The 24,761-nt window shown below is 42.0% G+C and carries 23 protein-coding genes and 1 tRNA gene; 15 read left to right on the top strand and 9 right to left on the bottom strand.

The genetic code is table 11. The annotated features are described in order from the left end of the window. Positions 1-18: 18 nt before the first annotated feature. Positions 19-3,468, bottom strand: coding sequence for an AAA family ATPase (locus B9T19_RS08010; protein ID WP_094568102.1), 3,450 nt, complete (start codon positions 3,466-3,468; stop codon positions 19-21). Positions 3,469-3,833: 365 nt separating this feature from the next. On the opposite strand from B9T19_RS08010, the gene B9T19_RS08015 reads away from it, so the two are divergent. Continuing rightward, positions 3,834-5,273 (top strand): cation:dicarboxylate symporter family transporter, encoded by a 1,440-nt coding sequence (locus B9T19_RS08015; protein ID WP_094568103.1) that lies wholly within the window; start codon positions 3,834-3,836, stop codon positions 5,271-5,273. A gap of 401 nt (positions 5,274-5,674) precedes the next feature. Then, entirely contained in the window at positions 5,675-6,406 is a 732-nt protein-coding gene (locus B9T19_RS08020; protein WP_094568104.1) for a hypothetical protein, read from the top strand. Between the two features lie 32 nt (positions 6,407-6,438). On the opposite strand, the gene B9T19_RS08025 is transcribed toward B9T19_RS08020, so the two are convergent. Next, a complete protein-coding gene (locus tag B9T19_RS08025; protein WP_094568105.1) occupies positions 6,439-6,963 on the bottom strand; it encodes a hypothetical protein in 525 nt (174 codons plus the stop codon). Between the two features lie 393 nt (positions 6,964-7,356). On the opposite strand from B9T19_RS08025, the gene serS reads away from it, so the two are divergent. The 6 genes from serS to rsgA all read left to right on the top strand — a co-directional run bounded on the left by serS (position 7,357) and on the right by rsgA (position 13,415). Beyond that, positions 7,357-8,625 carry a serine--tRNA ligase gene (gene serS, locus B9T19_RS08030; RefSeq protein ID WP_094568106.1) on the top strand — a complete coding sequence of 423 codons (1,269 nt, stop codon included), beginning with the start codon at positions 7,357-7,359 and terminating at the stop codon, positions 8,623-8,625. A 255-nt stretch (positions 8,626-8,880) separates the two neighbouring features. After that, positions 8,881-9,126 (top strand): YfhL family 4Fe-4S dicluster ferredoxin, encoded by a 246-nt coding sequence (locus B9T19_RS08035; protein WP_094568107.1) that lies wholly within the window; start codon positions 8,881-8,883, stop codon positions 9,124-9,126. Between the two features lie 41 nt (positions 9,127-9,167). Next, entirely contained in the window at positions 9,168-10,481 is a 1,314-nt protein-coding gene (locus B9T19_RS08040) for a L,D-transpeptidase family protein (RefSeq protein WP_094568108.1), read from the top strand. A gap of 135 nt (positions 10,482-10,616) precedes the next feature. Then, positions 10,617-11,819, top strand: a complete 1,203-nt coding sequence (tyrS, locus tag B9T19_RS08045) for a tyrosine--tRNA ligase (RefSeq protein ID WP_094568109.1) — start codon at positions 10,617-10,619, stop codon at positions 11,817-11,819. A 263-nt stretch (positions 11,820-12,082) separates the two neighbouring features. Then, a complete protein-coding gene (gene fdxA / locus B9T19_RS08050; protein WP_094568110.1) occupies positions 12,083-12,406 on the top strand; it encodes a ferredoxin FdxA in 324 nt (107 codons plus the stop codon). Between the two features lie 16 nt (positions 12,407-12,422). After that, positions 12,423-13,415, top strand: a complete 993-nt coding sequence (gene rsgA / locus B9T19_RS08055; protein WP_094568111.1) for a ribosome small subunit-dependent GTPase A — start codon at positions 12,423-12,425, stop codon at positions 13,413-13,415. On the opposite strand, the gene B9T19_RS08060 is transcribed toward rsgA, so the two are convergent. From B9T19_RS08060 to thiM, 4 genes are all read right to left on the bottom strand, one after another. Further along, complete coding sequence (locus tag B9T19_RS08060) at positions 13,412-14,032, bottom strand: flavin reductase family protein (protein ID WP_094568112.1); 621 nt, start codon at positions 14,030-14,032, stop codon at positions 13,412-13,414. The genes rsgA and B9T19_RS08060 overlap by 4 nt on opposite strands. A gap of 118 nt (positions 14,033-14,150) precedes the next feature. Next, a complete protein-coding gene (gene thiD, locus B9T19_RS08065; RefSeq protein ID WP_094568113.1) occupies positions 14,151-14,942 on the bottom strand; it encodes a bifunctional hydroxymethylpyrimidine kinase/phosphomethylpyrimidine kinase in 792 nt (263 codons plus the stop codon). Beyond that, complete coding sequence (thiE, locus tag B9T19_RS08070; RefSeq protein ID WP_094568114.1) at positions 14,935-15,609, bottom strand: thiamine phosphate synthase; 675 nt, start codon at positions 15,607-15,609, stop codon at positions 14,935-14,937. Before thiE ends, thiD begins: the two co-directional genes overlap by 8 nt. A 157-nt stretch (positions 15,610-15,766) precedes the next feature. Further along, on the bottom strand, positions 15,767-16,588 hold the full coding sequence (gene thiM, locus B9T19_RS08075) for a hydroxyethylthiazole kinase (RefSeq protein ID WP_094568115.1): 822 nt from the start codon (positions 16,586-16,588) through the stop codon (positions 15,767-15,769). Between the two features lie 320 nt (positions 16,589-16,908). On the opposite strand from thiM, the gene B9T19_RS08080 reads away from it, so the two are divergent. Beyond that, positions 16,909-17,808, top strand: coding sequence for an HRDC domain-containing protein (locus B9T19_RS08080; RefSeq protein ID WP_094568116.1), 900 nt, complete (start codon positions 16,909-16,911; stop codon positions 17,806-17,808). 217 nt (positions 17,809-18,025) lie between these two features. Here B9T19_RS08080 and B9T19_RS08085 read toward each other — a convergent pair whose 3' ends face one another. Together B9T19_RS08085 and B9T19_RS08090 are read right to left on the bottom strand one after the other, a co-directional pair. After that, positions 18,026-18,682 (bottom strand): YiiX/YebB-like N1pC/P60 family cysteine hydrolase, encoded by a 657-nt coding sequence (locus tag B9T19_RS08085; protein WP_158214386.1) that lies wholly within the window; start codon positions 18,680-18,682, stop codon positions 18,026-18,028. A gap of 296 nt (positions 18,683-18,978) precedes the next feature. After that, positions 18,979-19,395, bottom strand: a complete 417-nt coding sequence (locus B9T19_RS08090; RefSeq protein ID WP_094568118.1) for a DUF4878 domain-containing protein — start codon at positions 19,393-19,395, stop codon at positions 18,979-18,981. A 649-nt stretch (positions 19,396-20,044) separates the two neighbouring features. Between B9T19_RS08090 and B9T19_RS08095 the strand changes: the two genes are divergently transcribed. The 3 genes from B9T19_RS08095 (at position 20,045) to rpsU (ending at position 21,889) form a co-directional block, all read left to right on the top strand. Continuing rightward, positions 20,045-20,128, top strand: a tRNA-Leu gene (locus B9T19_RS08095). A 113-nt stretch (positions 20,129-20,241) separates the two neighbouring features. After that, positions 20,242-21,540 carry a trigger factor gene (gene tig / locus B9T19_RS08100; RefSeq protein WP_233146824.1) on the top strand — a complete coding sequence of 433 codons (1,299 nt, stop codon included), beginning with the start codon at positions 20,242-20,244 and terminating at the stop codon, positions 21,538-21,540. A 133-nt stretch (positions 21,541-21,673) separates the two neighbouring features. Then, complete coding sequence (gene rpsU / locus B9T19_RS08105) at positions 21,674-21,889, top strand: 30S ribosomal protein S21 (protein ID WP_094568120.1); 216 nt, start codon at positions 21,674-21,676, stop codon at positions 21,887-21,889. 451 nt (positions 21,890-22,340) lie between these two features. Here the strand turns inward: rpsU and B9T19_RS08110 are convergent, their stop codons facing one another. Beyond that, complete coding sequence (locus B9T19_RS08110; RefSeq protein WP_094568121.1) at positions 22,341-22,784, bottom strand: PaaI family thioesterase; 444 nt, start codon at positions 22,782-22,784, stop codon at positions 22,341-22,343. Between the two features lie 94 nt (positions 22,785-22,878). Here B9T19_RS08110 and B9T19_RS08115 point away from each other — a divergent pair, with 94 nt between their 5' ends. The 3 genes from B9T19_RS08115 to B9T19_RS08125 all read left to right on the top strand — a co-directional run bounded on the left by B9T19_RS08115 (position 22,879) and on the right by B9T19_RS08125 (position 24,686). Further along, the gene (locus tag B9T19_RS08115; RefSeq protein ID WP_094568122.1) at positions 22,879-23,547 is read left to right on the top strand and encodes a DsbA family oxidoreductase; all 669 of its coding nucleotides are present in this window, start codon (positions 22,879-22,881) and stop codon (positions 23,545-23,547) included. A 52-nt stretch (positions 23,548-23,599) separates the two neighbouring features. After that, a complete protein-coding gene (locus B9T19_RS08120; protein WP_094568123.1) occupies positions 23,600-23,938 on the top strand; it encodes a hypothetical protein in 339 nt (112 codons plus the stop codon). A gap of 127 nt (positions 23,939-24,065) precedes the next feature. Continuing rightward, the gene (locus B9T19_RS08125; protein ID WP_094568124.1) at positions 24,066-24,686 is read left to right on the top strand and encodes a DUF805 domain-containing protein; all 621 of its coding nucleotides are present in this window, start codon (positions 24,066-24,068) and stop codon (positions 24,684-24,686) included. Positions 24,687-24,761 lie beyond the last annotated feature (75 nt).

Here is a 24,761-nt window from a genome sequence, read left to right on the forward strand (position 1 = left end):
CTCTCCTTTCTACCCACTCTACTCTTCCGAAAAAGCCATTGCATCTTGAAGATTGACCGATACTAGACGGGAGACGCCCGGCTCTGCCATTGTGACACCAATTAAGGAATCGGAGATTGTCATTGTCGCCTTATTGTGGGTAATAAAGATAAATTGTACCTTTTCACTCATCTCATCGATCAATTTTCCAAGACGGCGAACATTTGCCTCATCAAGCGGCGCATCCACCTCATCGAGCATACAAAATGGTGCAGGATTGAGATTGAAGATGGAAAAGACCAATGCCATCGCCGTTAAAGCCTTCTCTCCCCCTGAGAGAAGATGGATCGTCCCCGGCTTTTTACCCGGAGGATGCGCAATAATATTGATCCCGCTCGTTAATGCATCCGCTTCTGTGAGTTCAAGATAAGCTTTTCCGCCACCAAAGAGACGGGGAAAGAGGGTTGAGAAATCATCATTGATTGCTTCAAAAGTCTCCATAAATCGGGTACGCGTCTCTTGATCAATCTCTCGAATCGCTTTTTCAAGCATCGATAACGCAGTTTCGAGATCTTCATGTTGGGTATCGAGATACTCTTTACGCTCCCGAAGTTCTTCACTCTCAGCTATCGCCATCAAGTTAACCGCTCCCATCTTCTGAATAGCGCTCTGAATCTCTTTTAACTTCTCTTCTAATACCTCTGCTTTTTCAGATTGATAATGCTCTTTCGCTATTAATAGCTCTTCATCTGAGATCTCCGAAACAATCTTTTCCCACTGCTCTAATATGATGGCGCGTTTTGTATTGAACTCCGCCTCTCGGATCGAAAATTGATTCATCTTTTTCTTCAACGCTTCTAAAGAGCTATTGAAGATATCGCGACGCTCTTCAAGTGTGGTGAGTGCAATACGCCCCTTCTCTACCTCATGCTCTAAAGCTTTAAGCTCAGATTCAAAGGTGACAAGTCGCTCAATGGCGATCACCTTTTCCACCTCAAGATCGGCGATTTGATCCTGATAATCTCCCACTTTCTCTTGAGATTTTAAACGTTTCTGCAGTAGCGTTAACTCCTCTTCAGCTCTATTGTGACGCTCTTTAAGACGAACAAAGTGATGCTCTAATTGATCAACTTGCCCTTTTCGTGCGCGATGACTTTCACGCAACTGCTCCATCTGCTGTTTCTGCTCACTATAGTGACTCTTCTGCATCTCATATTGAAGCAATGATTCTTCAAACTGCTCTTGGAGAAGCATCTGCTCCTCTTCTGCAACTCTTATTTCGGTAGCAAGATGAGCAAGTTGTGTTTGATGCTTACGCTCCTCTTCAACTAACTCATCAAAGCGGCGTTTTGCCCGATGACGCACCTCTGCTTGATGACTCTCAGCTTGTAGCAGCAGACTCAATTTTTTCTCAAGATCATAATATTCCCGATTAACTTTTTGTAACGCTATACGCGCTCTATCAAGAAGCTGTTGACGCGCTTTCAACGCCTCCTCTTTCTCATAGAGGGTTTCATCGAGAAATTCCAATTTTTGATCGATCGCTTGACGCTCCGAGATCGCATTCTCTAAAGAACGTTGCCGTGCTAAGATCCCAAATTGGGCATCTTGTGTATTGTAGAGCGCCCAATCAGGACCGAAGAGTAATCCCGATTTTGTTACGATCATCTCATAGAGTGCTAACTTTTCTCTACGGGCCATGAAGCCGGCATCTTTCTCTACCGCAAGAGGATCGAGATGGGAGTCATCAAAGATATAGAGATGTGAGAGCAGTGAGCCCATCGCAATATCACTCTCAATATAGTATCCCAGTTGATGAGAATCATATTGATAGGGATGCTCCCCAATCATATAGCTACTTCCCCGCTGCTTCTCTGTCTCTACCATTAAAAATTGTTGTAAAACAGTATCCACCGCACTATTCCATCCCTCTTTAACAACGAGATGTTCAAAGAGTGGAGAGCGTGATTTCTGCTCATCTTGATTGAGCATCTTCTGCAACATGCTAATTTCGCCGGCAAGTTGGTTTCTTGTGGCTAATTCTTGTCGCTGCTGATCTTGTAAACCGCGAATCTCAGCCTTTAAGGTAATAAGCTCACTATCCCCAACCTCTATTTGAGTATTGAGTTCACTCTGCTCTTTACGATAGGTCACTAATGAGGCTTCTAGCACTCGAGACTCTTCTGAAGCTTCCGGCGCCTCTTCAGAGAGATCTTGCAATTCTAAAGTTTCACGCTCTGCGATCACTTGCGTTAAGCGCTCTTGATGAAATTGCCGGCTCTGTCTTGCCAATTGAAGCTTCTGCTCTAACTGCTTTACTTGATCACGCAGTTGTTGTGTTCGCTTCTCTGCCGACTCGAGCGACTGCTCTAATGTCATTAACTGATCACGCTCTTGCCAAAGCTGCTCTTCGAGGGACTCTAAGGTCAGTTTCTCTTCCGTTAGATTCTCCTCCAATGTGGCAAGTTCAGTAGTGGTCACCTCTAACTCTTGAGAGAGTCGCTCGCCATTCTCCTGCCATTCCGATTGTGACTCTAACGCCTGTTTTTGAAGATCTTGAAGTCTTATCTGCTCATGATTAAGATGATCTACCGCCTGTTTATAGGGATAGAGTTCACGATTTCGTTCCGCAAGAGTCGCCTCAAGTGTTTCAAAGTGCTCTTTTTGTACCACGATTTCTGCACTGATCTCCTGATATTGCGCTAAAACCGTTTGAAACTGCTCATACTCCCCAACATGATCCTGATGAAGCTTCTCAATATCTGCCTCGATCGCTCTCTTCTGCTCCGTCACTTGCGAGTAACGAATCGTTCGCTCTTGCTCTCTTAAGGCTTGATAACGTCTTGCCGCATCTGCTTGCCGCTCCAATTTTGTGAGCTGTTTTCCGAGCTCTAGGCGGATATCGTTAAGTCGCTCTAAATTCTCGCGTGTATGCTCTATCCTCTGCTCTGTCTCATGCCGGCGTTCCTTATACTTTGAGATATTAGCTGCTTCTTCAAAAAAGATACGTAATTCATCGGGTTTTGATTCAACAATACGAGAGATCATTCCCTGCTCAATAATGGCATAGGAGCGAGGTCCCAATCCGGTCCCTAAAAAGATATCGGTAATATCGCGTCGACGACAGCGAGTATTGTTTAAAAAATATTGACTCTTTCCATCCCGATCGAGTGTTCTTCTAATACTAATCTCTCGATACTCTGACCATTTGCCTCCTAAACGCCCCTGATCATTTTCAAAGATCAACTCTATAGAGGCCATGCCGGCAGGTTTTCTACGCTCAGAGCCATTGAATATGACATCACTCATCGACTCCCCACGTAGCTGTTTAGCGGAAGATTCTCCCATGACCCAACGAACGGCATCGATTATATTGGATTTACCACAGCCATTAGGACCGACGATACCATTTAGCTTGCTCGTTAAAACAAAAGTTGTCGGCTCAACAAACGATTTAAAACCAGAGAGTTTAACTTTCTTTAAGCGCATAAGTGACTCTTTCCGTACTCAGTTGGGGGAATAATAAAAAGGATATAATCTAGCACAATTTTACTCGCTTTACTCCCTCTTTACCCGCTTATTGGTGAGCGTTTATTGATGAAAAGTAGATGAATAAAAGAGAAAGACAAAAACATACTTATCATATATAATCAGTTTCCATTATAATTCATAACTTGTGATTCATAACAATTAATCTTAAGCTAACCATAGAGTAGAGTCAGTCAAAAGAATCGATTCCTCAAAATGAATGAGCAGTAGATGATCTGATCGATCACTAATCGATCACAAAAAGTGACTAAAAAAGCAACTATAAAGCGTACTCAATTCAATTCTTATAAGAGAAGGAGCAGATCATGCCTGAGAGTATCGGCACCCCACAAACCCCGCTTTTTCAAGGGGCTTTCTTTGAAAACTTCTTAGCGATCTCCCGCTATGAGACGATCATCGGTCTACTGATATTAGCGATCGCCTTTTGGATTATCTACCGTCTACAGAAGCGTAAATCAAGCTTCTTTATGCGCATGTCTGTTGGGCTCATCTTTGGCGCCCTCATTGGTTTAGGAATTCAGGCATGGCAAGGCTTTCCCGATCAAGCCAATATTGTCTTAAAAGAGACGGCAACATGGTATGGACTCTTTGGTCGGACCTTTATCGCCTTTATTCGTATGCTCGTTATTCCGCTTGTTTTTGTCTCCATTGTTAAGGTGATTTTAGATTTTGGTGGAGATCAGCGCCTGACAAAAGTGGCGCGTCGCGGAATATTCTGGCTGCTCTTTACAACAGGTATTGCAGCCCTACTAGGGATCTTTATCGCCAATATTATGAATTTAGGTTATGGCGATGCATTAGTTGAGACGGCGGCAAAAGAGCGTGAATATACCACTTTGGTTGATACTTTTGTCAATCTTGTACCCAATAATATTATCTCGGCAATGAATAATAACAATATCATTGGGCTTGTGATCTTCTCGGCGCTAGTGGGAGTTGCAGCTAATCGTATGCGCCCGAAAGCGGTTGAAGCGATCGCAATTTTCCAAAAATTGATCGATGCACTTCATAAAATCGTTATGAGCATCACCATGACTATTATTAAATATATGCCCTACGCAATTATCGCACTACTTGCCGGTACTATTATGACAAATGGTATTCCTGCCGTGATCAAGGTTTCAAGCTTTGTTATTGCGATCTATGTTGCGACATTTATTATGATTATGATTCATCTCTTAATCGTTGCCGGCCATGGTCTCTCCCCATTAATGTTTCTCCGTAAATCACGCGATACATTAGTGATGGCTTTCTCTAGCCGCTCATCTGTAGGAACACTACCCCTTGCAATCTCCACTCTGACAGAGCGAATGGGGGTTTCTGGTAGTACCGCAAACTTAATCCCCTCCCTTGGAACAACAATGGGGATGAATGGTTGTGCCGGCTTCTTCCCTGCACTATTAGTGATGATGGTAGCGCATATGGTAGGTATTGAGACAGATCTTCAATTCTATATCATGTTATTGATTGTGATCGTCATTGGATCGATCGGGATTGCCGGCGTCCCAGGAACGGCAACGATTGCTGCAACCATTGCTCTCTCAGGGATGGGAATGGGAGAATATTTCCCCTTAATCGGTATGGTGCTTGCTATCGACCCTATGATCGATATGGGTAGAACAATGACCAATATCTCAGGTGCGCTAACCGCTTCAGTAGTGACCGATAAGGAGTTAGGATTACTCAATCAGGAGCGATTCCAAGATCCTAATGCCTTTTTAGAAAGTGGTGAGCAAGCATCATAACCTACAGAAGATCGTCTGATTATTTTGATCTATTCGAACTATTCGATCGATTCAATCATTAAGAATTCAGGTAGATCTCAATGATCTCAACGATCTCAACCATCAGCTCAAATCAGTAAAAGCGCTAGATTTTCAAGCAGAATATGCTAAAGATTCTAGCGCTTTTTTATATCCACTCTTTTATACACTCTTTTATATAAGATCGGCTATAGCTTCTTTTTATAAAATGACTAAAATAGAGGCAGATTTAGAGAGACTCCTAAGAAAAGATCTCCATCAAAGAACTTAAATAGAGGGCTAAAGAGAGATATCAAAAGCAAACCTCTATCAGACAGAGTATCTAAGAAGCATCTATCAATAAACTGATCCTATTACGTCACACTCTTTAGGAGCTAAAACTTATGCGCCGCAAAAAACGTGAACAACGCGAACCCTTCAATTGGTTATTTGTTATTACCATCTCCTTTATTGTAATGACTTGGTTAATCGCAATCTATCTAACACTTAAGAGCCCTAACAATGAGAGTATCTTTTTCGATGCGATTGTGGCGCTCTTTACCGGCGTTGCTTTTACCGGCGTCCTCTACTCTCTCCACCTACAGCGGGAGGACTTACAACTCAATCGCGAAGAGTTAGCTATTAATCGTGAGGAACTAGGGAGAACGCGAGAGGAGATGCGGGAACAGAAAGAGGAAGCGAAAAGGCAGCTCTTTAACCAACACTTTCAGATGATGTTGCTCACCTTTTCCCGAAAAGTTGATCTTTTATCAGAACATTATCTGACTGAAGAGTATCTTGCGGATCTAAATCTTACCGCCCCAAAAGAGCGAATTATTCTCTCTGAAACGCAATTTATTGAGAAGTTTACCCCCGAGCGACTCAATGCCATTAAAGTCTTTAATGATCTTCTCTACTACTATGATCAACATTATAGTTTTGATGATAAAGAGCACTCGCCGGCACTCTATCTTCTCACCCTTTCGGTAACAGCAGAGCTCGCTTCGCTTCTACGGGTTATCAACTGCCTTAAACTAGAAGATGAAAACTTTGCCTATCTTCAGCCACTTATTAAAAAATCGATGGAGAGCGCGATCTTTCTAGCACAAAAATATCGCGTAATCTCTTTTTCTTAAAAAGAGTTCTTAAAAAGAGCTCTTCGGCGCTCTTAGCGCCGCTGATCCCGATAATTGAGGATCTCATGGCGCGCAAAATGGCAGACTGGCAAAACATCATAATGATCTGTTTCACAGATCAAGGGCGTTGTATAAGGAAGAAGATGATATCCTCGCGATACCATACAGACCTCAACCGTCGCTCTGCCATGAATAACCTGAATGGGATCTCTTCCCCCCATTCGTTCACTAATTCCTGACTCAATCGCATTTGCCGCATCTAAACACTCTACAAAGTCCCGGGTTCGTAATGCTGAAGCTTCGGGAGTGAGGTGGATCTCCTCTCTGTTACTTCCCTTTTGCCAAACTTTCTCTTGATACCATCCTTCCGTTTGATAGAGCTTCTCACGCTCTTTAGCATCGAGTTTCGCCTCTTCAAGGATTATTGATCGATAATGATCCATCGCCTCATTTTGAGAATGCATCACAGAGCTACATCCCGTCAACAGCAGTGTGCAAGCAATTAATAGTCGGCGAAAGCGCTTAACTCGCCCCTCTCCTCTCTCTTCTCTATTCATCTATCTCAATTCCTTCTCTCGATATAAGATCGATATAACATCATTAGGAGATAATATCATCTGTTATCATCAGCGGTCATTAGTCACGATTATTGACTATCGATCCATTGCTATTATCGATACATTACTATCGATTATTACCATCGACTATGCCTCCGCGCCATTAGCGCCCTCTATCATATCACTACTCCCATCAAGCTCATCGAAGTTCATCGAAGCCTCTTATCATCTCACGCTATTACTTACCTGAATTACTTACCTGAGCTTGTTAAAGTAATGGGAATAGAGCGCTAATCTTCTCAACGGGTAGGAGAACTGATATTACTTTGGAAGCCATACCATTTTTCGTATATAATATGGGGTTAATTTTCACTCTTCATGAAGGATATACAAGTGATTGATCCACGCTTATTAAGACAGAATTTAGATGATGTTGTTACTCTACTTGCAAAACGTGGCTACAACTTAGACACGGAGCAATTCAATAAACTTGAAGAGAGTCGTCGCACATTGCAGATCTCACTTCAAGAACTACAAAATGAGCGCAATAAACGCTCAAAAGAGATCGGTATCGCAAAATCGAAAGGGGAAGATGCCTCTGAGATCTTGGCTTCTGTAGCGGATTTAGGTAATCAACTCTCGAAAATTGAGGCTGAACTCAATGTTGTCAGCGAAGAGTTAGAAAAGATTTTCCTCGATATGCCCAATCTTCCACACAATGATGTGCCGGTCGGTAAAGATGAGGATGATAATGTTGAAATTAAACGCTGGGGAACGCCTCGTGAATTTGATTTTGAGCCGAAAGACCATGTCGCTTTAGGGGAATCTTTAGGAATGGATTTTGAAGCAGCGGCTAAAATTAGTGGCTCACGCTTTGTTGTTCTTAAATCAAATATGGCAAAACTTCACCGCGCATTAGCGCAATTTATGCTCGATACACATACTGAAGAGCATAACTATATGGAGGTGAATGTCCCTGTTGTCGTCAATCAAAAGAGTCTTTATGGTACGGCACAATTACCAAAATTTTCTGAAGATCTCTTTAAGTTAGAAGATGAGCGCAATTTCTATCTTATCCCAACGGCTGAGGTTCCTCTCTCAAATCTAGCGCAAGATATGATCTTAGAAGAGAGTGCGCTTCCGACGCAATTAGTAGCACATAGTAACTGTTTCCGTTCTGAGGCGGGAAGTTATGGTAGAGATACACGCGGCATGATTCGCCAACATCAATTTGAGAAGGTTGAATTGGTTCACTTCACAAAACCAGAAGATTCTTACGATGCATTAGAACGTCTTGTTCGCCATGCTGAGGTGATCTTAGAGAAATTAGAACTCCCCTACCGCCGCGTCGTCCTTTGTACCGGAGATATGGGTTTTTCTGCGGCAAAAACTTATGATTTAGAAGTTTGGTTGCCGGGACAACAGAAATATCGTGAGATCTCTTCCTGCTCAAACTGTGAAGATTTCCAAGCGCGTCGTCTAAAAGCGCGCTTCCGCAATAGCGAAAGTGGCAAACCTGAGTTAATCCATACACTTAATGGCTCCGGTCTTGCGGTTGGACGTACATTAGTAGCGGTATTAGAGAATTACCAAGAAGCAGATGGTCGTATTCGCATCCCTGAAGTACTTAAACCCTATATGCAAAATAGAGAGTATCTATAACTACAATCGGATACAATCTATCTTCATCTACCATCTATTTATATATGATATATATGATAGCTTCTTACCTCCTCTACGATCGATCTCTAATAGATCGTGAAGAGATCACAAATAGAATTCTAATGGTTATCTGATCGATATCTATAATGTGAGATCTATAATCCGAGATCTACCACCCTATTTTTCTATCGTAGAGTGAGTAGAGAAGCTATAATGATTAGCCCATAATAACGTTGTCATTTTAGGAGAAAAGCAATGGCATTAATGATTACTGATGAGTGCATTAACTGTGATGTATGTGAACCTGAGTGCCCTAATGAGGCAATCTCAATGGGACCTGAGATCTATGTGATCGATCCCGATAAATGTACAGAATGTGTCGGTCACTTCGATACACCACAATGTGTTGAAGTCTGCCCGGTTGAATGTATCCCTAAAAACCCTGATCGCGTCGAGACGCAAGAAGAGCTCATGGAGAAATTCCATAAGCTTCAGGGATAGTAGGATTTCCTCCACGATCTAACCTTGCTGAGAAGTAATATATGAAATTGAAGCGCATATTATTAGCCGTTGGTTTCCTCGTATCCTCTGCATACGCCCAAAAGTATGTTGAGTACCAAAAGCCCAAAGCGGGTGATGATGTTATTGGTGAGCTCGTCTATGTCACCCCTAAAAAACATGAGTCACTTGTGGATCTTACGATTCGTCATGAGATGGGTTACGATGAGTTGCGCTGGGCAAATCCCGGGATTAATGCCTGGATGCTCAATGAGAACCAACCCCTTGTACTGCCCACCCAATTTATCTTACCAGAAGGTAAACGTTCGGGAATTGTCTCCAATATTCCTGAAATGCGAACCTATTACTTCTTAGAAGGTTCAGATAAGGTCTATGTCTACCCCGTAGGCGTTGGTCGGATGGATTGGAAAACACCATTAGGCTCCTGGTCGATTACCCGTAAACAGGAGAATCCCGCATGGTATCCACCAGAATCAATTCGTAGAGAGCATGTCGAGATGGGGCGTGGCACTCTTCCTAGTGTTGTTCCGGCAGGCCCAGACAATCCCTTAGGGACTCGCGTTTTACGCCTTGCCCTTCCTAGCTATCTGCTCCATGGAACCAATGATGAAACCGGTATCGGTATGCGTGTTACCCATGGCTGTATGCGTTTCTATCCACAACATATCGAGCATCTTTACGATATGGTTCCCACCAATACCATGGTCACCTTCCTCAATCAGCCGGTGAAATATGGCTTTTCGGGCAATGATATTATGATCGAGGTTCATCCTCCTTTAGAGGAAGATAATCTCTCGGTTCCCGCCCTTAAAGAGCAGGCACTCAAGCAGCTTGCTGAGTTTATCAAACCCTATCCTAATGCATCGATCAACTACGATATGGTGAACTTAGCAGTTCAGCAACAGACCGGTATCCCCATTATCATCGGTGAGAAAGTCTCCCATATACCGACAAAATCACCTGCAAATATCGCTGGAACAAGCAGCTCTATTGAGCTGATGTCTAGCCCTGAGATGCCGGTGATAGAAGTTGCGCCACCAGTGGTGAGTAGCTTAGGAAGCGATGGTATCGGCACTCGTATCAATACAGAATATAGTAATGCGACACCCAACAGTACACTAAATAGTACACCAAGCAGCAATCCCCTCCAGCCAACAGCTGAAGAGCTTGCAAAAGAGCGTCGCGATGAGACTTATAAGCCAGAATCGACCCTCAAGATGAAAAAGAGAACGATCATTCAAGAGAGTCGCTTAGGTGAGCCGACCATTGAGATGGAGGAGATTGTCTTTCCCCCTTCAGCAGAAGAGCGGCGCCAGCAAAATAACTCATTTCAATAATGAAATAAGTGAATAGTAAAAGTATGACAGACGTCGCGAGACGTCATTATTAACAAGTCATTAATCATCCCTTGAAGGATTGAGCAGATGACTCACAACTCATTTAAGCATATTAAGAATATTTAGGATAAAAGTATGGCAACCATAGAAGAGAGTCTAGAGATTATTCAACGTGGTACTGATGAAGTGATCTCCATTGAAGATTTAACCGCTAAATTGAAAGAGAATCGTCAGCTCCGCATTAAAGTAGGATTTGACCCTACAGCTCCAGATCTACATCTCGGACATACCGTCGTTATCAATAAGATGCGTCATTTTCAAGATCTCGGTCATGAAGTAAACTTTCTAATCGGTGACTTCACCGGCATGATCGGTGACCCTTCAGGCAAAGATGTTACTCGTAAGCCGCTCACTCGTGAGCAGGTCTTAGCAAATGCTAAAACCTATGAAGAGCAGATCTTTAAAGTGCTCGATCCTAAGTTAACCAAAGTTGTCTTCAACTCCCAATGGTTAGGCGAGCTTGGTACAGCTGGCATGATTCAATTAGCATCACGCCACACAGTTGCGCGCATGTTAGAGCGTGATGACTTTGAAAAGCGTTATAAAGCTCAACAACCGATTGCGATTCATGAGTTTATCTACCCATTATTGCAAGGATATGACTCCGTTCATCTTCAGACGGATGTTGAGATCGGCGGGACAGACCAGAAGTTCAACCTCTTAATGGGGCGTGATCTTCAGCGTGCTTATGGAAATAGCAAACCACAATGTGCTATCACTATGCCACTTCTTGTAGGTCTTGATGGCGTCAATAAGATGTCTAAATCTCTCGGCAACTATGTCGGGGTTGATGAAGCGCCAGATGAACAATTTGGTAAATTGATGTCGATCTCAGATGATCTTATGTGGAACTATTTCGAACTCCTAAGCTTCCGCTCAAATGCTGAGATCGAGCGTCTAAAAGCAGAAGTCGCTGCAGGACGTAACCCTCGCGATGTTAAGTTTGAACTCTGTGATGAATTGATCACCCGTTATCATAATGCCGAAGCAGCGGCTTCAGCACAGCGCAACTTTATTGAGCGATTCCAGAAAGGTAATCTGCCTGAAAATATTGAAGAGAAAGTAGTCACTTCTACGGATGGTGTTATCGGTATTGCACAAGCAATGCGAGATGCTGGCCTTGTTAGCTCTAACTCTGAAGGGTTTAGAATGATTACTGAAGGAGCGGTTCGCATCAATCAAGAGCGTATCGAAGATAAAGGCTTAACGCTTGCTAAAGGGGATAATGTCATTATCCAAGTTGGTAAACGTCGTATTGCTAATGTGATTGTAAAATAGATTAGCAAAAAGTTAGAAAAAAGTTAGAAGGACTCAGATAGAAGAAGCTCAGTTGAGTTAGGAGATCAATGTTACTCTTAATCGAAACTGGGCTCTTCTTTCGATCAGACTTGCTAGCGATTACCACTTGTAATCATCTCTCAATAGCGTCACAATAAGTCTTAAATAAGTTTTAAAGAAAGCTATTTCAAGCTAACTAACTACAAACATAATTACAAACACCTTATCAATCTACAATCGAACTGATCTTTGGAGAGTTATAAATGACATTTGTCGTCACAGATAATTGTATCTTATGTAAATATACCGACTGTGTAGAGGTATGTCCTGTTGACTGCTTCCATGAAGGCCCAAACTTTCTTGTAATCGATCCTGATGAGTGTATCGATTGCACACTTTGTGAACCTGAGTGCCCCGCTGGCGCGATCCTTGCAGATGATGATCTGAGTGAAGATCAGATGGTCTTCCTAGAACTCAATGCGGAATTAGCACGTAAGTGGCCTGTTATTACAGAACAGAAACCGCCTCTTCCCGATGCAGAGAAGTGGGATGGTGTTCCTAATAAACTCCCCCATCTTGAAAAATAGAGAGCGATAATAAAAGATGAGCCGCCGCCTTACGAATCAACAAAAAAGGGTGATTGAAGCGCGTCAACAAGCGCTTCTCTCTAATGAAGAGCTACAAAATGCAACGCCCGGTCGGGTGATTGCACAACATGGTCAACATGTGACACTCGAAGATGGCGAGCTAAATCTCCATAAAGCAGCTGTCAGACAGAGCCTTGGAACCATTGTTTGTGGGGATTATGTCTACTATCAATTAGAGCAGAGTGAACCGGTTGTGATCGCTCGTCTACCACGAGAAAACCACTTCTCACGGATCGCTTTTGGCGGGGCTGAAAAGATTTTAGCCGCTAATATTGATCAACTCTATATTGTGATCGCCCCTAAACCTGAGCCAAGCCCTTCACTGATCGATCGATATCTGATCGCTGCCTACTACTTCGGCATTGAAGTCTCCTTTATTCTCAATAAGATCGACCAAATTGATAATTCTATCGATCTCTCCTTCTTAGAGGATTACCGCAAGCTCTCTATTCCTATTTTTGAGACCTCTATCTACCAGCCCGAATTGATCACTCAATTAGAAGAGGAGTTAGAGGGGAAAACATCGATCTTTGTCGGCCAATCTGGCGTCGGTAAATCTTCACTGACAAATCACCTCATCCCCTCTTTAGCGCTACAAACACAAAAAATTAATGCCTCCACGGGATTAGGGAATCACACAACGTCAACAACCACCCTCTACCATCTGCCGATGACAGAGAGCTATCTTATCGATTCTCCCGGCGTTCGTAGTTTCAATATAGAACATCTCCCACTCGCTGCAATTGATGAAGGCTTTCCTGAGCTAAAAGCGATTACAACACCCTGCCGTTTTAGTAACTGCAGCCATACCGATGATCCCGGTTGCCGTTATCAAGATGCGATTCATGAAGGATTGATCTCTCCGCGACGTTTAGAGAGTTATCTTCAAATTCGCACAAGTATTGCGGAGATGCAAGAGCGACAAAGTCGTGGGAAAAGACGTCGTTAGCGCGTTTCAGAGTCAGGACGCAACATCTCAAAGAGATTATCCGGCTCACTATACCACCCTCTACCATGCATTCTGGCGACTAGATTTAACTTCGTTGCATCTACGTAGCCGGCATCAGCATCTATTAAAGCTTCGTCAATCAAGTGAAGCATCACCACTTCGCCGAGAATAACTGCTTGATTCTCCCCCGTGGGGATCTCTTGATAGAGTCGACACTCCATCTTAACAGGTGAAGTTGCGATCAGCGGGATAGGAAGGAGATCTCCGGCTATTACTTCAATTTGATGCTCTTTGAGCTCATCAACGCTTGCATCATAATCTCTACTAGTTAAATTCATCAGCTCAGCATCCTCTCTATTGACCAGATTGATGCCAAAAATTTTTTGTTCACGAATATTACGCAATGTGTCTTTAGCGCCACCATCTGCCGAATGTTGAATCCCGAGTGCGACAATCGGTGGTTCGCTCCCCATCATATTGAAGAAACTAAAAGGAGCGGCATTAGATATACCCATTTGATCAACTGTTGTCACCCAAGCAATCGGCCTCGGGACAATCGTAGAGGCTAAAAGTTTATAGATCAACTGAGGATCTCTATTTTGAAAATGATATTTCATCTCTACCGCCCACCTTTTATCTCACCACTCACACTAATAGAGGCCGCTGCATAAAACAACATCTTATGACGCAACATATTATGACGCTTTATCGCACACCTTATGATACCTTTCGAAATTACCACCAACGGTAAAAATGGTGTGTTGGCCCAATACCTTTCCCAACATCTAGTCGATCGGCATGCTCAATCGCCCCTTCAATATAGGCTTTTGCTAAACGAACACCATTTTTTAATCCATGAGAAGGATAGAGTGCGGCAATTGCAGCAGAGAGTGTGCATCCAGTGCCATGCGTATTTTTAGTTGCAATACGCGTTGCATTAAAGAGCTCAACTCCCGTCGCGGTTACAAGAAGATCGGGACTCTCCTCACTCTCAAGATGCCCACCTTTCATCAAGACTGCTTTAGGTCCTAAAGAGAGAAGCGCTCTTCCCTGCTCAGCCATCTCTTCAAGATCTTGCGCCTCCTTCACCCCTAAAAGCGCCGCAGCTTCGGGTAGATTGGGCGTAATAATATCTGCTAAAGGAAGTAACGCTTCACGAATAGCGGTCACGGCCTCCTCAACTAATAGTGGATGCCCACCTTTTGCAATCATCACCGTATCTAAAACAACAAAAGGGATCGGTCGCTCCGTTAATAATTTTGCAACCGTTGTAATAATCTCACTATTGACAAGTGCCCCCATTTTAACGGCATCAACATCGATATCATCCATCAATGTATGATACTGCTTCTCAATAAACTCTGTAGGAACCGGCAAAACACCGGTAACACCTTGTGTAGATTGAGCCGTCAATGCCGAGAGAATTGCCATCCCGTAGCACCCAAGTGCTGAAAAAGTCTTCAAATCTGCCTGAATACCGGCACCACCGCTAGGATCTGATCCGGCAATTGTTAAGATCTTATTCATTCTCACCTCGTACAATCGATGCCAATCGTCTTGTAACTGATGCAATATCTGCCTGTCCACAGATAGCAGAAACAACGGCAATCCCATCAACTCCACTCTTCATAACACTTGCGGCATTATCAATATTGATTCCACCGATCGCAACCTTAGGAATATCTCTCTGCGCGGCAATTATACTCAATCCTTCAACTCCAAGAGCCTTTCGCGCATCCTTTTTTGTTGAGGTTGTAAAGACAGGGCCAATTCCAACATAATCGACATCTTGCAGTTTGACCTGCTCCATCTCATAGATTGAGCCGACAGAGAGTCCTAAAATTTTGTTAGGACCTAACAATCGACGTGCAACATCTGCCGGCAAATCCTTCTGCCCTACATGGACTCCATCTGCATCAATAGCTAGCGCCACATCGATATGATCATTCACAATGAGCGGCACATCATAATCTTCTAAAAGCGCTTTCAGTAATAATCCCGCATCATACCAATAACGCTTATCAACCTCTTTTTCTGAGCGAAGCTGCACACAGGTAACACCTCGTTCAACGGCCTCATAAACCGTTGAGACCATACCTGCAATACCACCACAGAGCTCAGGGTCGAGCACAAGATAGAGCGATAGATCAAATGAGGTACGGCTCAACTCCCGACGAATTTTCGGATATCCCATCCTTTCTCCTTTATATATTCACTAACCGATCAATAATGTGACCATCTCATCTTAATAGTCATTTCATCCTATAGCCTTAAAACTTTGAAGCCCTAAAGCACGGCATTTGATCGTTTGATTGTCCAATACTCAATACTCAATACTCAATACTCAATTATTAAAACTGAATCTCGGGGGCTTCCCTTTTTGCAATCTCTAATAATCTCTCAGGAGTCATATTAGAGATCTCATCGAGATATTGAAGGGCGAATGAACCCATTCCTGTCGCTTTTTCAGCAGCAAATTCGCCGGCAAGTGCAACTAAATAGCAAGCTGTCGCAGCGGCTTCTAGCGTATCTGGTGTTGAACCGATCATTCCGGCAACAAGCGCAGAGAGCGAACAGCCTGTCCCGGTCACTCGCGTTAAGAGTGTCGTTCCAGCAGAGATGGTATAACCTCGACTGCCATCGGTAATATAATCTACCTCGCCAGTCATCACCACTATTGTCTGAAATTCTCTGGCAACCATCTCTGCATATTGAGCCACATCACTGCCCGACTCATGGGAGTCAACACCTTTAGCAACAGCATCAATGCCGGCTAATACCATTATTTCGGCAATATTTCCCCGAATCACAGTAGGACGATAAGCGAGTAACTCATGCACTATCTTCGTACGAAAATAGAGCGCTGAACCAATCCCTACAGGGTCTAATACCCAAGGTGTTCCCGTAACCATTGCCTGCTTTGCTGAATGGAGCATCGCTTCTGCTCGTATCTGCGTTAAAGTTCCCACATTGATTAGAAGTGAGCTAGAGATCTCTGTAAATTCTGCACACTCCTGAATATCAGGAATCATTGCCGGACTTCCCCCCGTCGCTAAGAGTAGATTTGCCGTAAAATTTTGGACAACATCATTTGTCATACAATGAACTAATGGTGATTTCTCTTGATACTCCATCAAGTAGGGGATCGCATTTAAGGCGGAAAAGGGAACCATATAAAACTCCTCACTTATCTTAATCTGTTCTTTATTCGCGTTCTTTATTCGCATTCTTCATTGACGCTCTTTATCAACGTTTTTCATAAACGTTTTACGTCAATCAATCTCACTTCAACTCTCTTCTCTCTGCTGACGCTTAAACTCTCTATCTTACACTGAAAGTACCAAGTAAACATGATAATCATCAGTGAAAAATCGGACAAAAAGTAGCGATTTTTGCATCAATTATTCAATCTCGTTCCCGATTTCTAACCAATTTCACCCAAAAAGAGAAGAAATCCGTATAATAAGACCCTCACTATATTGCGGAATAAGATATGAAAGACCTCTACATCGATACTCAAGAAGCCTTAGATCAGTGGTGCCAAAAGCAGCTCCAGGAGATTGAACTGTTAGCGCTCGATACAGAGTTTCTTCGGGTTAAAACCTATTTCCCGAAGCTCTGCCTTATTCAACTTGCAACAGAGACAGAAGCAGTCTGTATCGATCCTTTAGCGCTTCAAGATTTTACCCACCTCAAAGCACTCTTAACAGCAGAACATATTACGAAAATTATCCATTCTGCGAGCCAAGATCTTGAGGCGATTCTTCATGCGCTCGATATTCTTCCCGCGCCGGTATTCGATACCCAGATTGCAGCTCAGATCACACAACAGCAGAAGGTCGGCATGAGCTATCATGACCTTGTTCTTCACTATTGTAATGTTGATCTTATTCGCGATCAGACCCGTACACAGTGGGATCTTCGTCCTCTAACGAGCGAACAGCTAAAGTATGCTTACGATGATGTTCACTACCTTATTCCGACATATCATAAACTTCAAAAAGAGATCTGTGATGCCGGCAAAGAGGGAGAGCTACGCTCCCATTTCACCCCCCTAACTGAACGGGAACGATATGAGCCACAACCAGAACAAGCATGGCGTAAAGTGAAGGGATATAAGCGTTTAAGAGGCGCATCTAAACAGCTCCTAAAAGCTTTAGCGAAGATGCGTGAATTGATCGCAATTCAGAAAAATCTCCCTAAACGTTGGATTATTAAGGATGATATTTTAATTCGTATTGCTGAAAGTTATGCCAAAAAGGATCACAAGCTCTATAGCGACTATGCTGTCAGCTCCTATTCTGAAGAGATTCAGGAGAGATTAATTCGAACAATTGAAAATTTCTGGCAGCAAGGCGCCACATCTCAGTCTGAAGAGGGGGATGAAGAGTGATGAGTCAGTTTAAGTAGATTGAGTGGATTGAAGATTGAGTGGATTAAGTGAAATAGGTAGATAGATTTAGTGGATAAATTTAGCAGATTCATCAGAGGATCACTTTATTAATATTACTCTATATCACTGACTCTGCTTCTCCTGCACTGCTTCTTCTACATTGCTTACCTTCAATACTTTTTACAAACTTCTCTTATTGCTTTATTACCTTATTGCTTCACAGATCCTCTATCCACTGATCATCAATCAGAAGCGGTCGCATATCAGGTAATGATAAAAAAGCATCTGGAAAGAGATATTCCCCGGCAACTCCTGGCAAAGATAGTACCTGCCAACTCAACTGAGTGGCAAGATGTGGCGCAAATTGTTGTAATGGAATCTCTAAAAGTGTTGTGCAGTAGAGATTCTCCTCCTCACGCCCCTTTAAGATATAAGGCTCTCCTACCCTAGCTGCAACCATCTCTGCAAAATAGAGTCGATCGATATCAGGCAGAAATTCTGGTCGCGCAATCAGATAAGTTTTAGCAAATGTTGGGGAGAGAAATTTCTCAATCGGTGTTGCTAAAACTTGATTAGGAAGCGCCTCTTCATCATTTGTTGTGGCATGAGTCACAATAATCTCAGGCGTTGTAGCGGTAATCAGCGCTATATGGGAAAACTCCCCACCACTGATCCACTGCACAAAGCGACTCTCCTTCCCATATGCCGTACGAAAGACAATATCGCCTACAGCTAATTGGTCACGATAGGTCGAATCCCACGGTTGGTAATACTCCTGATCACTAAAAGGATTGAGATCAATCTCTAAGACGACAATAAGCGCTATCAATAATGTTATACAGAAGAGAGATAGCACAATAAGGAATAATCTCACACGCCGATTGATACTTCTGACATACCCTTGAGCTAATCGCCCAAACGATAAGAGAGCAGATAATGGGCGAAAAGTTTTAAAATAATTGCGTTTAGGATAATTGCGCATAAATGATCGCCCTAAAAAATGGATAAGTCTAAGCTTCTAAAGCATATAAAAAAAGAACGCTGTTAACGTTCTTCTTCTCTATCGATCTTCTATTGATCTCTCAGATTAATCTCAACATCAAATGTCAACATCACCTAAATGAGAGATCTAGAATGAATTGGATGAAAGCTCAACAATTAGATCAACAATTAGAACTTTACTCTCCAACCCTCTTTCCCTTTCATTGTTTCGATCTCTTCTGGATCTTCACTTGTGCCATTTTTATAATGAACTTGGAAAAGTACTGTAGCCTCTGTCTTGCTCTTATTATACTCTACATTATCGAAGGTAATATCTTTAAGCCCACCTTGTGAGTCATAATAGTTTTTCCCCTCTTCCGCAAGAAGTGATAACTTCTCTTGAACAACAGCTTTGCCGAGCGCCTCTTCCGGCGTATTAGCTTCATCAGGAATATAGACAACATTGGTCCAATTAGAAGCATCACCCGTTGCAAACATCTCAACAAATTGACGCACAGCACCTTCTGGTGAATCTTTATCGGCAGAACATGCGGTCACAACGAGTGCAACAATCAGCGCAGTAAAAAAATACTTCAGTTTTTTCATAAAATTAATCCTTAATATTAAGGTAAAGAAATTAAGCAGATCGTTATAGACCTTTTATTGATATCTCTAGATGATGCCAAAGAACCACACTATGGTAAAAATATTACTCAACATGAATTATTTAATACTTAACATATATTTAACATCAAGTTACTCAATACCAGTATCTCAACATAGAAGGTATAGAGTGCTCTGCTTTGGGCAAATATCATACTGATTTTCAATTATAGCCTGATCTTTAAAATTTAGATTGTCAATATAATAGACACTTTTCTAATAGCATCTTCTCGATATAGAATCTGCCCGCTATAGTATCTTCTCGATGGCGCCCTCTATAAACCTTCCTATCAGCTGATTATTTACTATCTCCATTTTTTAAACACCATTTTTAAAGATAATAACTGCAGGGTGGTAACTTAAAGGTAATCACACAGTTATCGTTCAGTGATCCCTCCCTTAAAATGGATAAGAATCAATGTAATAAATGATACGCTCATTTTTTTAGCAATAAAAATGCTTGTGTTTTTACAGAAATAGATTATCATCTTTTCTCATAGTTCATTGCATTGCTCAAGCAGCAAGAGAGGCAAAATAGGCAACTCAAAAAGTCTTGACAAGCAATAAAGACAATGTATAATTTACGGCTTATGCGAGCGTGGCGAAATTGGTATACGCGCTAGACTTAGGATCTAGTGGTTCATCCGTGAGAGTTCGAGTCTCTCCGCTCGCACCATATTGAGTTATGGTGATAGAGATCACCTTAATAAGTTGAAGAAGGTGCTTGCATGAGCACCTTTTTTTATATTTTCAATTTTAGAATTCAATCTTAGAATCGGGTATATAATTATGTCAGTAGAAACATTAGAAGGCCTCAAACGCCGCGTCGTTATTGAGCTTGATGCAGAGCAAGTTGAGAAAGATATTGAGTCGCGTCTTAAAGAGTTAGCTCGTCGCGTTCGCGTTGATGGATTCCGCCCTGGTAAAGTTCCAGTTAAAGTTGTTCGCAATATGCATGGCGCTGAAGTTGAAAATGAAGTGATCGGCGAAGCGATTGGCAAAAAATATCAAGCAACGATTACTGAACTTAAGCTAGAGCCAGCAGGTCAACCGGTGATTGATCGCCCATCAGAAGAGAACAAATACTCTTTTACCGCTGAGTTTGAAGTGATGCCCGAAGTTAAATTAGACAACCTTGACAAGCTCGAAGCGGTTAAGTTTGAAGCTGAAGTAACAGATGCTGATCTTGAAAATATGCTCACAACGCTTCAAAAGCAGAGCCAAACTTGGAAAGAGAGCGATGAAGCAGCAAAAGTTGAAGATCGCGTCAACATCAACTTTGTAGGTCGTGTTGATGGTGAAGAGTTTGAAGGTGGTAAAGCTGAAAACACACCATTAATTTTAGGTTCTAACAGCATGATCCCTGGATTTGAAGATCAGATCGTTGGAATGAAAAAAGGTGAGACTAAAACAATTAAGGTCACCTTCCCTGATGATTATCAAGCAGAACATCTTGCAGGTAAAGAAGCTGAGTTCGATATCACTGTTAACAGTGTAGAAGTTGGTGAATTACCAGAGATCGATGCTCAATTTGCAGAGCGTTTCGGTATTGCTGACGGCGATGTTGAAAAACTTCGTTCAGAGTTACGCAAAAATATGGAGCGTGAATTAAATAACGTTATCCATAACCGCTTTAAATCTTCAGTTTTAGAATCACTTGAGAAAAATCACGAATTAGAAGTTCCACAAGTGATGGTTGTATCTGAAGCACAAGCGATGGCGCAACAATCAAACTTCCCTCAGCCACGTAGCCAAGAAGAAGCGAATCAATTAATGGAATTGATCACACAAATCTTCTCAAAACAAGCTGAACAAAAAGTTCGTTTAAGCCTTCTTGTTAGCAAATTTATTGAAGATAACAAAATTACGCCGGATGAGAGCTACGTTGATAAACGTTTAGAACTTATTGCTTCAACTTATGAAGATCCAGCAGAAGTGATCGAACACTTCAAAAAAGATAAAAACAGTATGCAAAATATCCGTAATATCGCTTTAGAAGATCAAGTTGTAGATCTCTTAGCAGAGAAAGCGGCGATTGTTACTGAGAAGAAAACTTTCGATGAGCTTATGAATCAAGCTCAAAGATAAGTAACACATTCATGAAATAGCCCCTATTATTGAAATTCTTCATAACTGGGGTTATACTAGTGGATTGGTGCTCTGACTACATTCAGTATAAGAGCAATTTATTTTAACCTATTAATAATTGAGGTGATGTTCAATGCCTTCCGTCAAAATTCGTGAGAATGAACCATTTGACGTTGCTATGCGTCGTTTTAGACGGTCTTGCGAAAAAGCAGGTATCGTATCTGAGGTGCGTGCACGTGAGTACTATGAAAAACCGACCGCTGAAAGAAAGCGCAAGAAGGCTGCGGCTCAGAAACGCCATTACAAACGTATAATGCGCGAATCTAACCGTAGAATCCGTTACTACTAATTGATGATGCATTACTAAAGAGTGATCTCTAGTAGAGCAATATTATAAATTATCGAGTAACGATAAAGCCCTAGATATTTTATCTAGGGCTTTTTTACAACTTAAATAATCAACTTGAACTGCTAAAATCGCTGAAATCACTTAAATTTATTTGATATTGAGCACTAAAAAGTCGTTATAATACTCTAATTGAGCAGAGAGAATTGAACAAAGGGCTAAAATATTAAAAATGTTAATATTGGAAGTGTTAATACTGAAAACTCACCGACATTAATTGTGGAGATAGAATGATTAAATGGATTAAGCAGAGCAAACGAATGTTTCCCGTAATGATGATAGTTACCCTACTTATCTTGAGTGGCTGCGCTGCAAGTGGTGGGAGCGCATCTATCCAAGGGAGAAATGATGCTGGCCCCCATCTATACGGTCGTATCGGCGTTGGATACTCTATCTAATCCTCTTTTTGGGGTCTTGCTTTCTGGATCGGAACAATCGCATTTGTCACTTTAATTGTTGAGATTAACTTACCACTCTTTTCTGAGTAGATATTCACATCCCAAACATGACTTCGACGCCCTTTATGGAGCAGATCAGCTTTCGCGATCACCGTATCACCTATACTTGCCGAAGAGAGATGACTTGCACTAATCTGCATTCCGACACAAGCTTCATCAAGAGGTAGTATGGCAAAAGAGCCGATCCCTCCAACAGTTTCCGCCAATGCAATTGTTGCACCGCCATGGAGATAGCCCATCGTCTGTTGAAGTGCCTCTGTCACCGGCATCTTTGCCTCAGCATACTTCTCACTTAGCTCAACCATCTCGATACCGAGTGTCTTTAATAGATTCTTACCTTGATAGCCATTAACACTCTCTACGGTTCTTTCCCCAGTCATATTTACTCCTTTTATCTGCTTGTTTGATACTTGTTTGTTATAATAACAAGAAGTTTTATAATCTCATTTTTTGTCGATCAAGGAAAGGTCCCGTATGAATATCCAAATTTGGTCTGATTTTTCATGCCCATTTTGTTATATCGGTAAACACAATTTAGAACAAGCCATCATGCAATTGAGTGAAGAGGAGATGGCGATGATCAAAATTCAGTATCGTAGCTTTGAACTTGCGCCTGATGCGCCACTCTATACTGAAGAATCTCTAGCTGAAGTATTAGCTGAACGCTACCAAACAACGGTTGAAAAAGCGAAAGAGATGACGGTCAATACCGCGGGAATGGCTGCAACCGTTGGCCTTACGATCAATAATGATAAAATCATTCCTACAAGCACATTTTTAGCACATCAGCTTCTTCACTATGTTGCCAATAGAGCACCTAGTAAAATTAAGGCTTGTGCGGATCTTCTCTTTAAGGCTTACTTTCAGGAGGGCGTTAACCTGAGTGATATCGTTGCCCTGATTGAGATTGCCGATAAACTAAAACTCGATCTTACCGATGTGAAGAAAGCTTTAGATGATGAGACTTATGTAAATGCCGTTCGTGATGATGAAAAGATCGCACATCGCATCAATATTCAGAGCGTTCCTTTCTTTGTGATCGATAATGAGATCGCGATTCAAGGCGCACAAAAAGTAGAGGATTTTCATGATTTTATTGTGAAATATCTTGAAGAGAAAAAGAACAAACCTTTAGATGCTTAGGCAAAATCGATATCGATCTGATACAACAGACCTCTTATAAGGAGTTTATAACATGGAAATAGTTTTAATCGGTTTATTAGCGCTTCTCATTATCTGTTACATCGTTTCGCTCTTCCTTCTCACGAAAGAGGGCGTTAAAAAGTTGTGGATGTCACTCTTTCTTCTTGTCTATGTCGTCGCCGTCATTGCATTGATTGTGCTTCACTTTAAGACCGGATTACTCGCATCTATCAAAGATATGTCAGAGCTCTACTTTGCTTACTCTGTGATCACCATTCTTCTTCTTTTGGGGCTTATCAATATCTGGGTCTTCAAAGGTGTTATCATTCGTGTCTTTAGAGGTAAAGATCTCACATTTGCTGACACTGCCGATCAAGAGAAGAAAAAATAGATTCTGTAGATTCAATTAGCAAGAGATGTAAAATCTCAAGAACTAACCATAAAATAGAAGCCGAGAAATTATTATCTCGGTTTTCTACTTTATAATATCGACACTAATAGAAGGTAGAGGGAGATCTATGAGTAAATCCCATGAAAAGATGCAGAAGGCACCTGCTTATTTTGCAATCAATTTCACTGGTAGAATTGGGCGACTCGAGTTCGCAAACCGTTTTGCAACCTATCTCGTTTTGGCGATTATTATCTACTGTTTCTACTACTTTGTGATTGAACAGGGGATCTTTTCACTGACGGAATCAGCGGATAAATCGATCGATATGACACAAACATTAGGACGAATTATCTTTCATGCCGGCTTTATTGGGGCGGTTATTCTGCTTAATATTCGTGCCGTTGTAATGCGTCTGCATGATATCAATCTCTCGGGATGGTGGGCGACGCTCCTCTTTATATTCCCCTACTCATTAGAACTCATTATTATTATGATGCCGATGACATTAGATAAAATGGTCTACTATACACTCTTCTTTATCCTAATCTCTTTAGCACTCTTAATTCGACTCTTCCCCTTTATTATGCCGGGAAGTGCTGTTGCTAATCGTTATGGAATGCCGATTCCACGAGGAAAGCCTTATGGACTCATTCTCCTACTCCTCTTTGTGACTATCGGGAGTTATTTCCTCTATCAATATATTACGCTCCAGACAATCACTATCACTTTCCTCTATGCCGCGGTTTAATAACTCGGTTTAATAGCTTATTAATAGAAAAAAGGCTGATGCGCTGCCGGATCTCACTATCTCGTTCTTTCAGAA

It is taken from the genome of Ignatzschineria sp. F8392, assembly GCF_002252045.1.
Lineage (GTDB): Bacteria > Pseudomonadota > Gammaproteobacteria > Cardiobacteriales > Wohlfahrtiimonadaceae > Ignatzschineria.

Excerpts from the sequence above, each read along its gene's own strand:
- B9T19_RS08010 (WP_094568102.1), bottom strand. The coding sequence starts at position 3,468 with ATGCGCTTAAAGAAAGTTAAACTCTCTGGTTTTAAATCGTTTGTTGAG.
- B9T19_RS08015 (WP_094568103.1), top strand. The coding sequence starts at position 3,834 with ATGCCTGAGAGTATCGGCACCCCACAAACCCCGCTTTTTCAAGGGGCT.
- B9T19_RS08020 (WP_094568104.1), top strand. The coding sequence starts at position 5,675 with ATGCGCCGCAAAAAACGTGAACAACGCGAACCCTTCAATTGGTTATTT.
- B9T19_RS08025 (WP_094568105.1), bottom strand. The coding sequence starts at position 6,963 with ATGAATAGAGAAGAGAGAGGAGAGGGGCGAGTTAAGCGCTTTCGCCGA.
- B9T19_RS08035 (WP_094568107.1), top strand. The coding sequence starts at position 8,881 with ATGGCATTAATGATTACTGATGAGTGCATTAACTGTGATGTATGTGAA.
- B9T19_RS08040 (WP_094568108.1), top strand. The coding sequence starts at position 9,168 with ATGAAATTGAAGCGCATATTATTAGCCGTTGGTTTCCTCGTATCCTCT.
- tyrS (WP_094568109.1), top strand. The coding sequence starts at position 10,617 with ATGGCAACCATAGAAGAGAGTCTAGAGATTATTCAACGTGGTACTGAT.
- fdxA (WP_094568110.1), top strand. The coding sequence starts at position 12,083 with ATGACATTTGTCGTCACAGATAATTGTATCTTATGTAAATATACCGAC.
- rsgA (WP_094568111.1), top strand. The coding sequence starts at position 12,423 with ATGAGCCGCCGCCTTACGAATCAACAAAAAAGGGTGATTGAAGCGCGT.
- B9T19_RS08060 (WP_094568112.1), bottom strand. The coding sequence starts at position 14,032 with ATGAAATATCATTTTCAAAATAGAGATCCTCAGTTGATCTATAAACTT.
- thiD (WP_094568113.1), bottom strand. The coding sequence starts at position 14,942 with ATGAATAAGATCTTAACAATTGCCGGATCAGATCCTAGCGGTGGTGCC.
- thiE (WP_094568114.1), bottom strand. The coding sequence starts at position 15,609 with ATGGGATATCCGAAAATTCGTCGGGAGTTGAGCCGTACCTCATTTGAT.
- thiM (WP_094568115.1), bottom strand. The coding sequence starts at position 16,588 with ATGGTTCCCTTTTCCGCCTTAAATGCGATCCCCTACTTGATGGAGTAT.
- B9T19_RS08080 (WP_094568116.1), top strand. The coding sequence starts at position 16,909 with ATGAAAGACCTCTACATCGATACTCAAGAAGCCTTAGATCAGTGGTGC.
- B9T19_RS08090 (WP_094568118.1), bottom strand. The coding sequence starts at position 19,395 with ATGAAAAAACTGAAGTATTTTTTTACTGCGCTGATTGTTGCACTCGTT.
- tig (WP_233146824.1), top strand. The coding sequence starts at position 20,242 with ATGTCAGTAGAAACATTAGAAGGCCTCAAACGCCGCGTCGTTATTGAG.
- rpsU (WP_094568120.1), top strand. The coding sequence starts at position 21,674 with ATGCCTTCCGTCAAAATTCGTGAGAATGAACCATTTGACGTTGCTATG.
- B9T19_RS08110 (WP_094568121.1), bottom strand. The coding sequence starts at position 22,784 with ATGACTGGGGAAAGAACCGTAGAGAGTGTTAATGGCTATCAAGGTAAG.
- B9T19_RS08115 (WP_094568122.1), top strand. The coding sequence starts at position 22,879 with ATGAATATCCAAATTTGGTCTGATTTTTCATGCCCATTTTGTTATATC.
- B9T19_RS08120 (WP_094568123.1), top strand. The coding sequence starts at position 23,600 with ATGGAAATAGTTTTAATCGGTTTATTAGCGCTTCTCATTATCTGTTAC.
- B9T19_RS08125 (WP_094568124.1), top strand. The coding sequence starts at position 24,066 with ATGAGTAAATCCCATGAAAAGATGCAGAAGGCACCTGCTTATTTTGCA.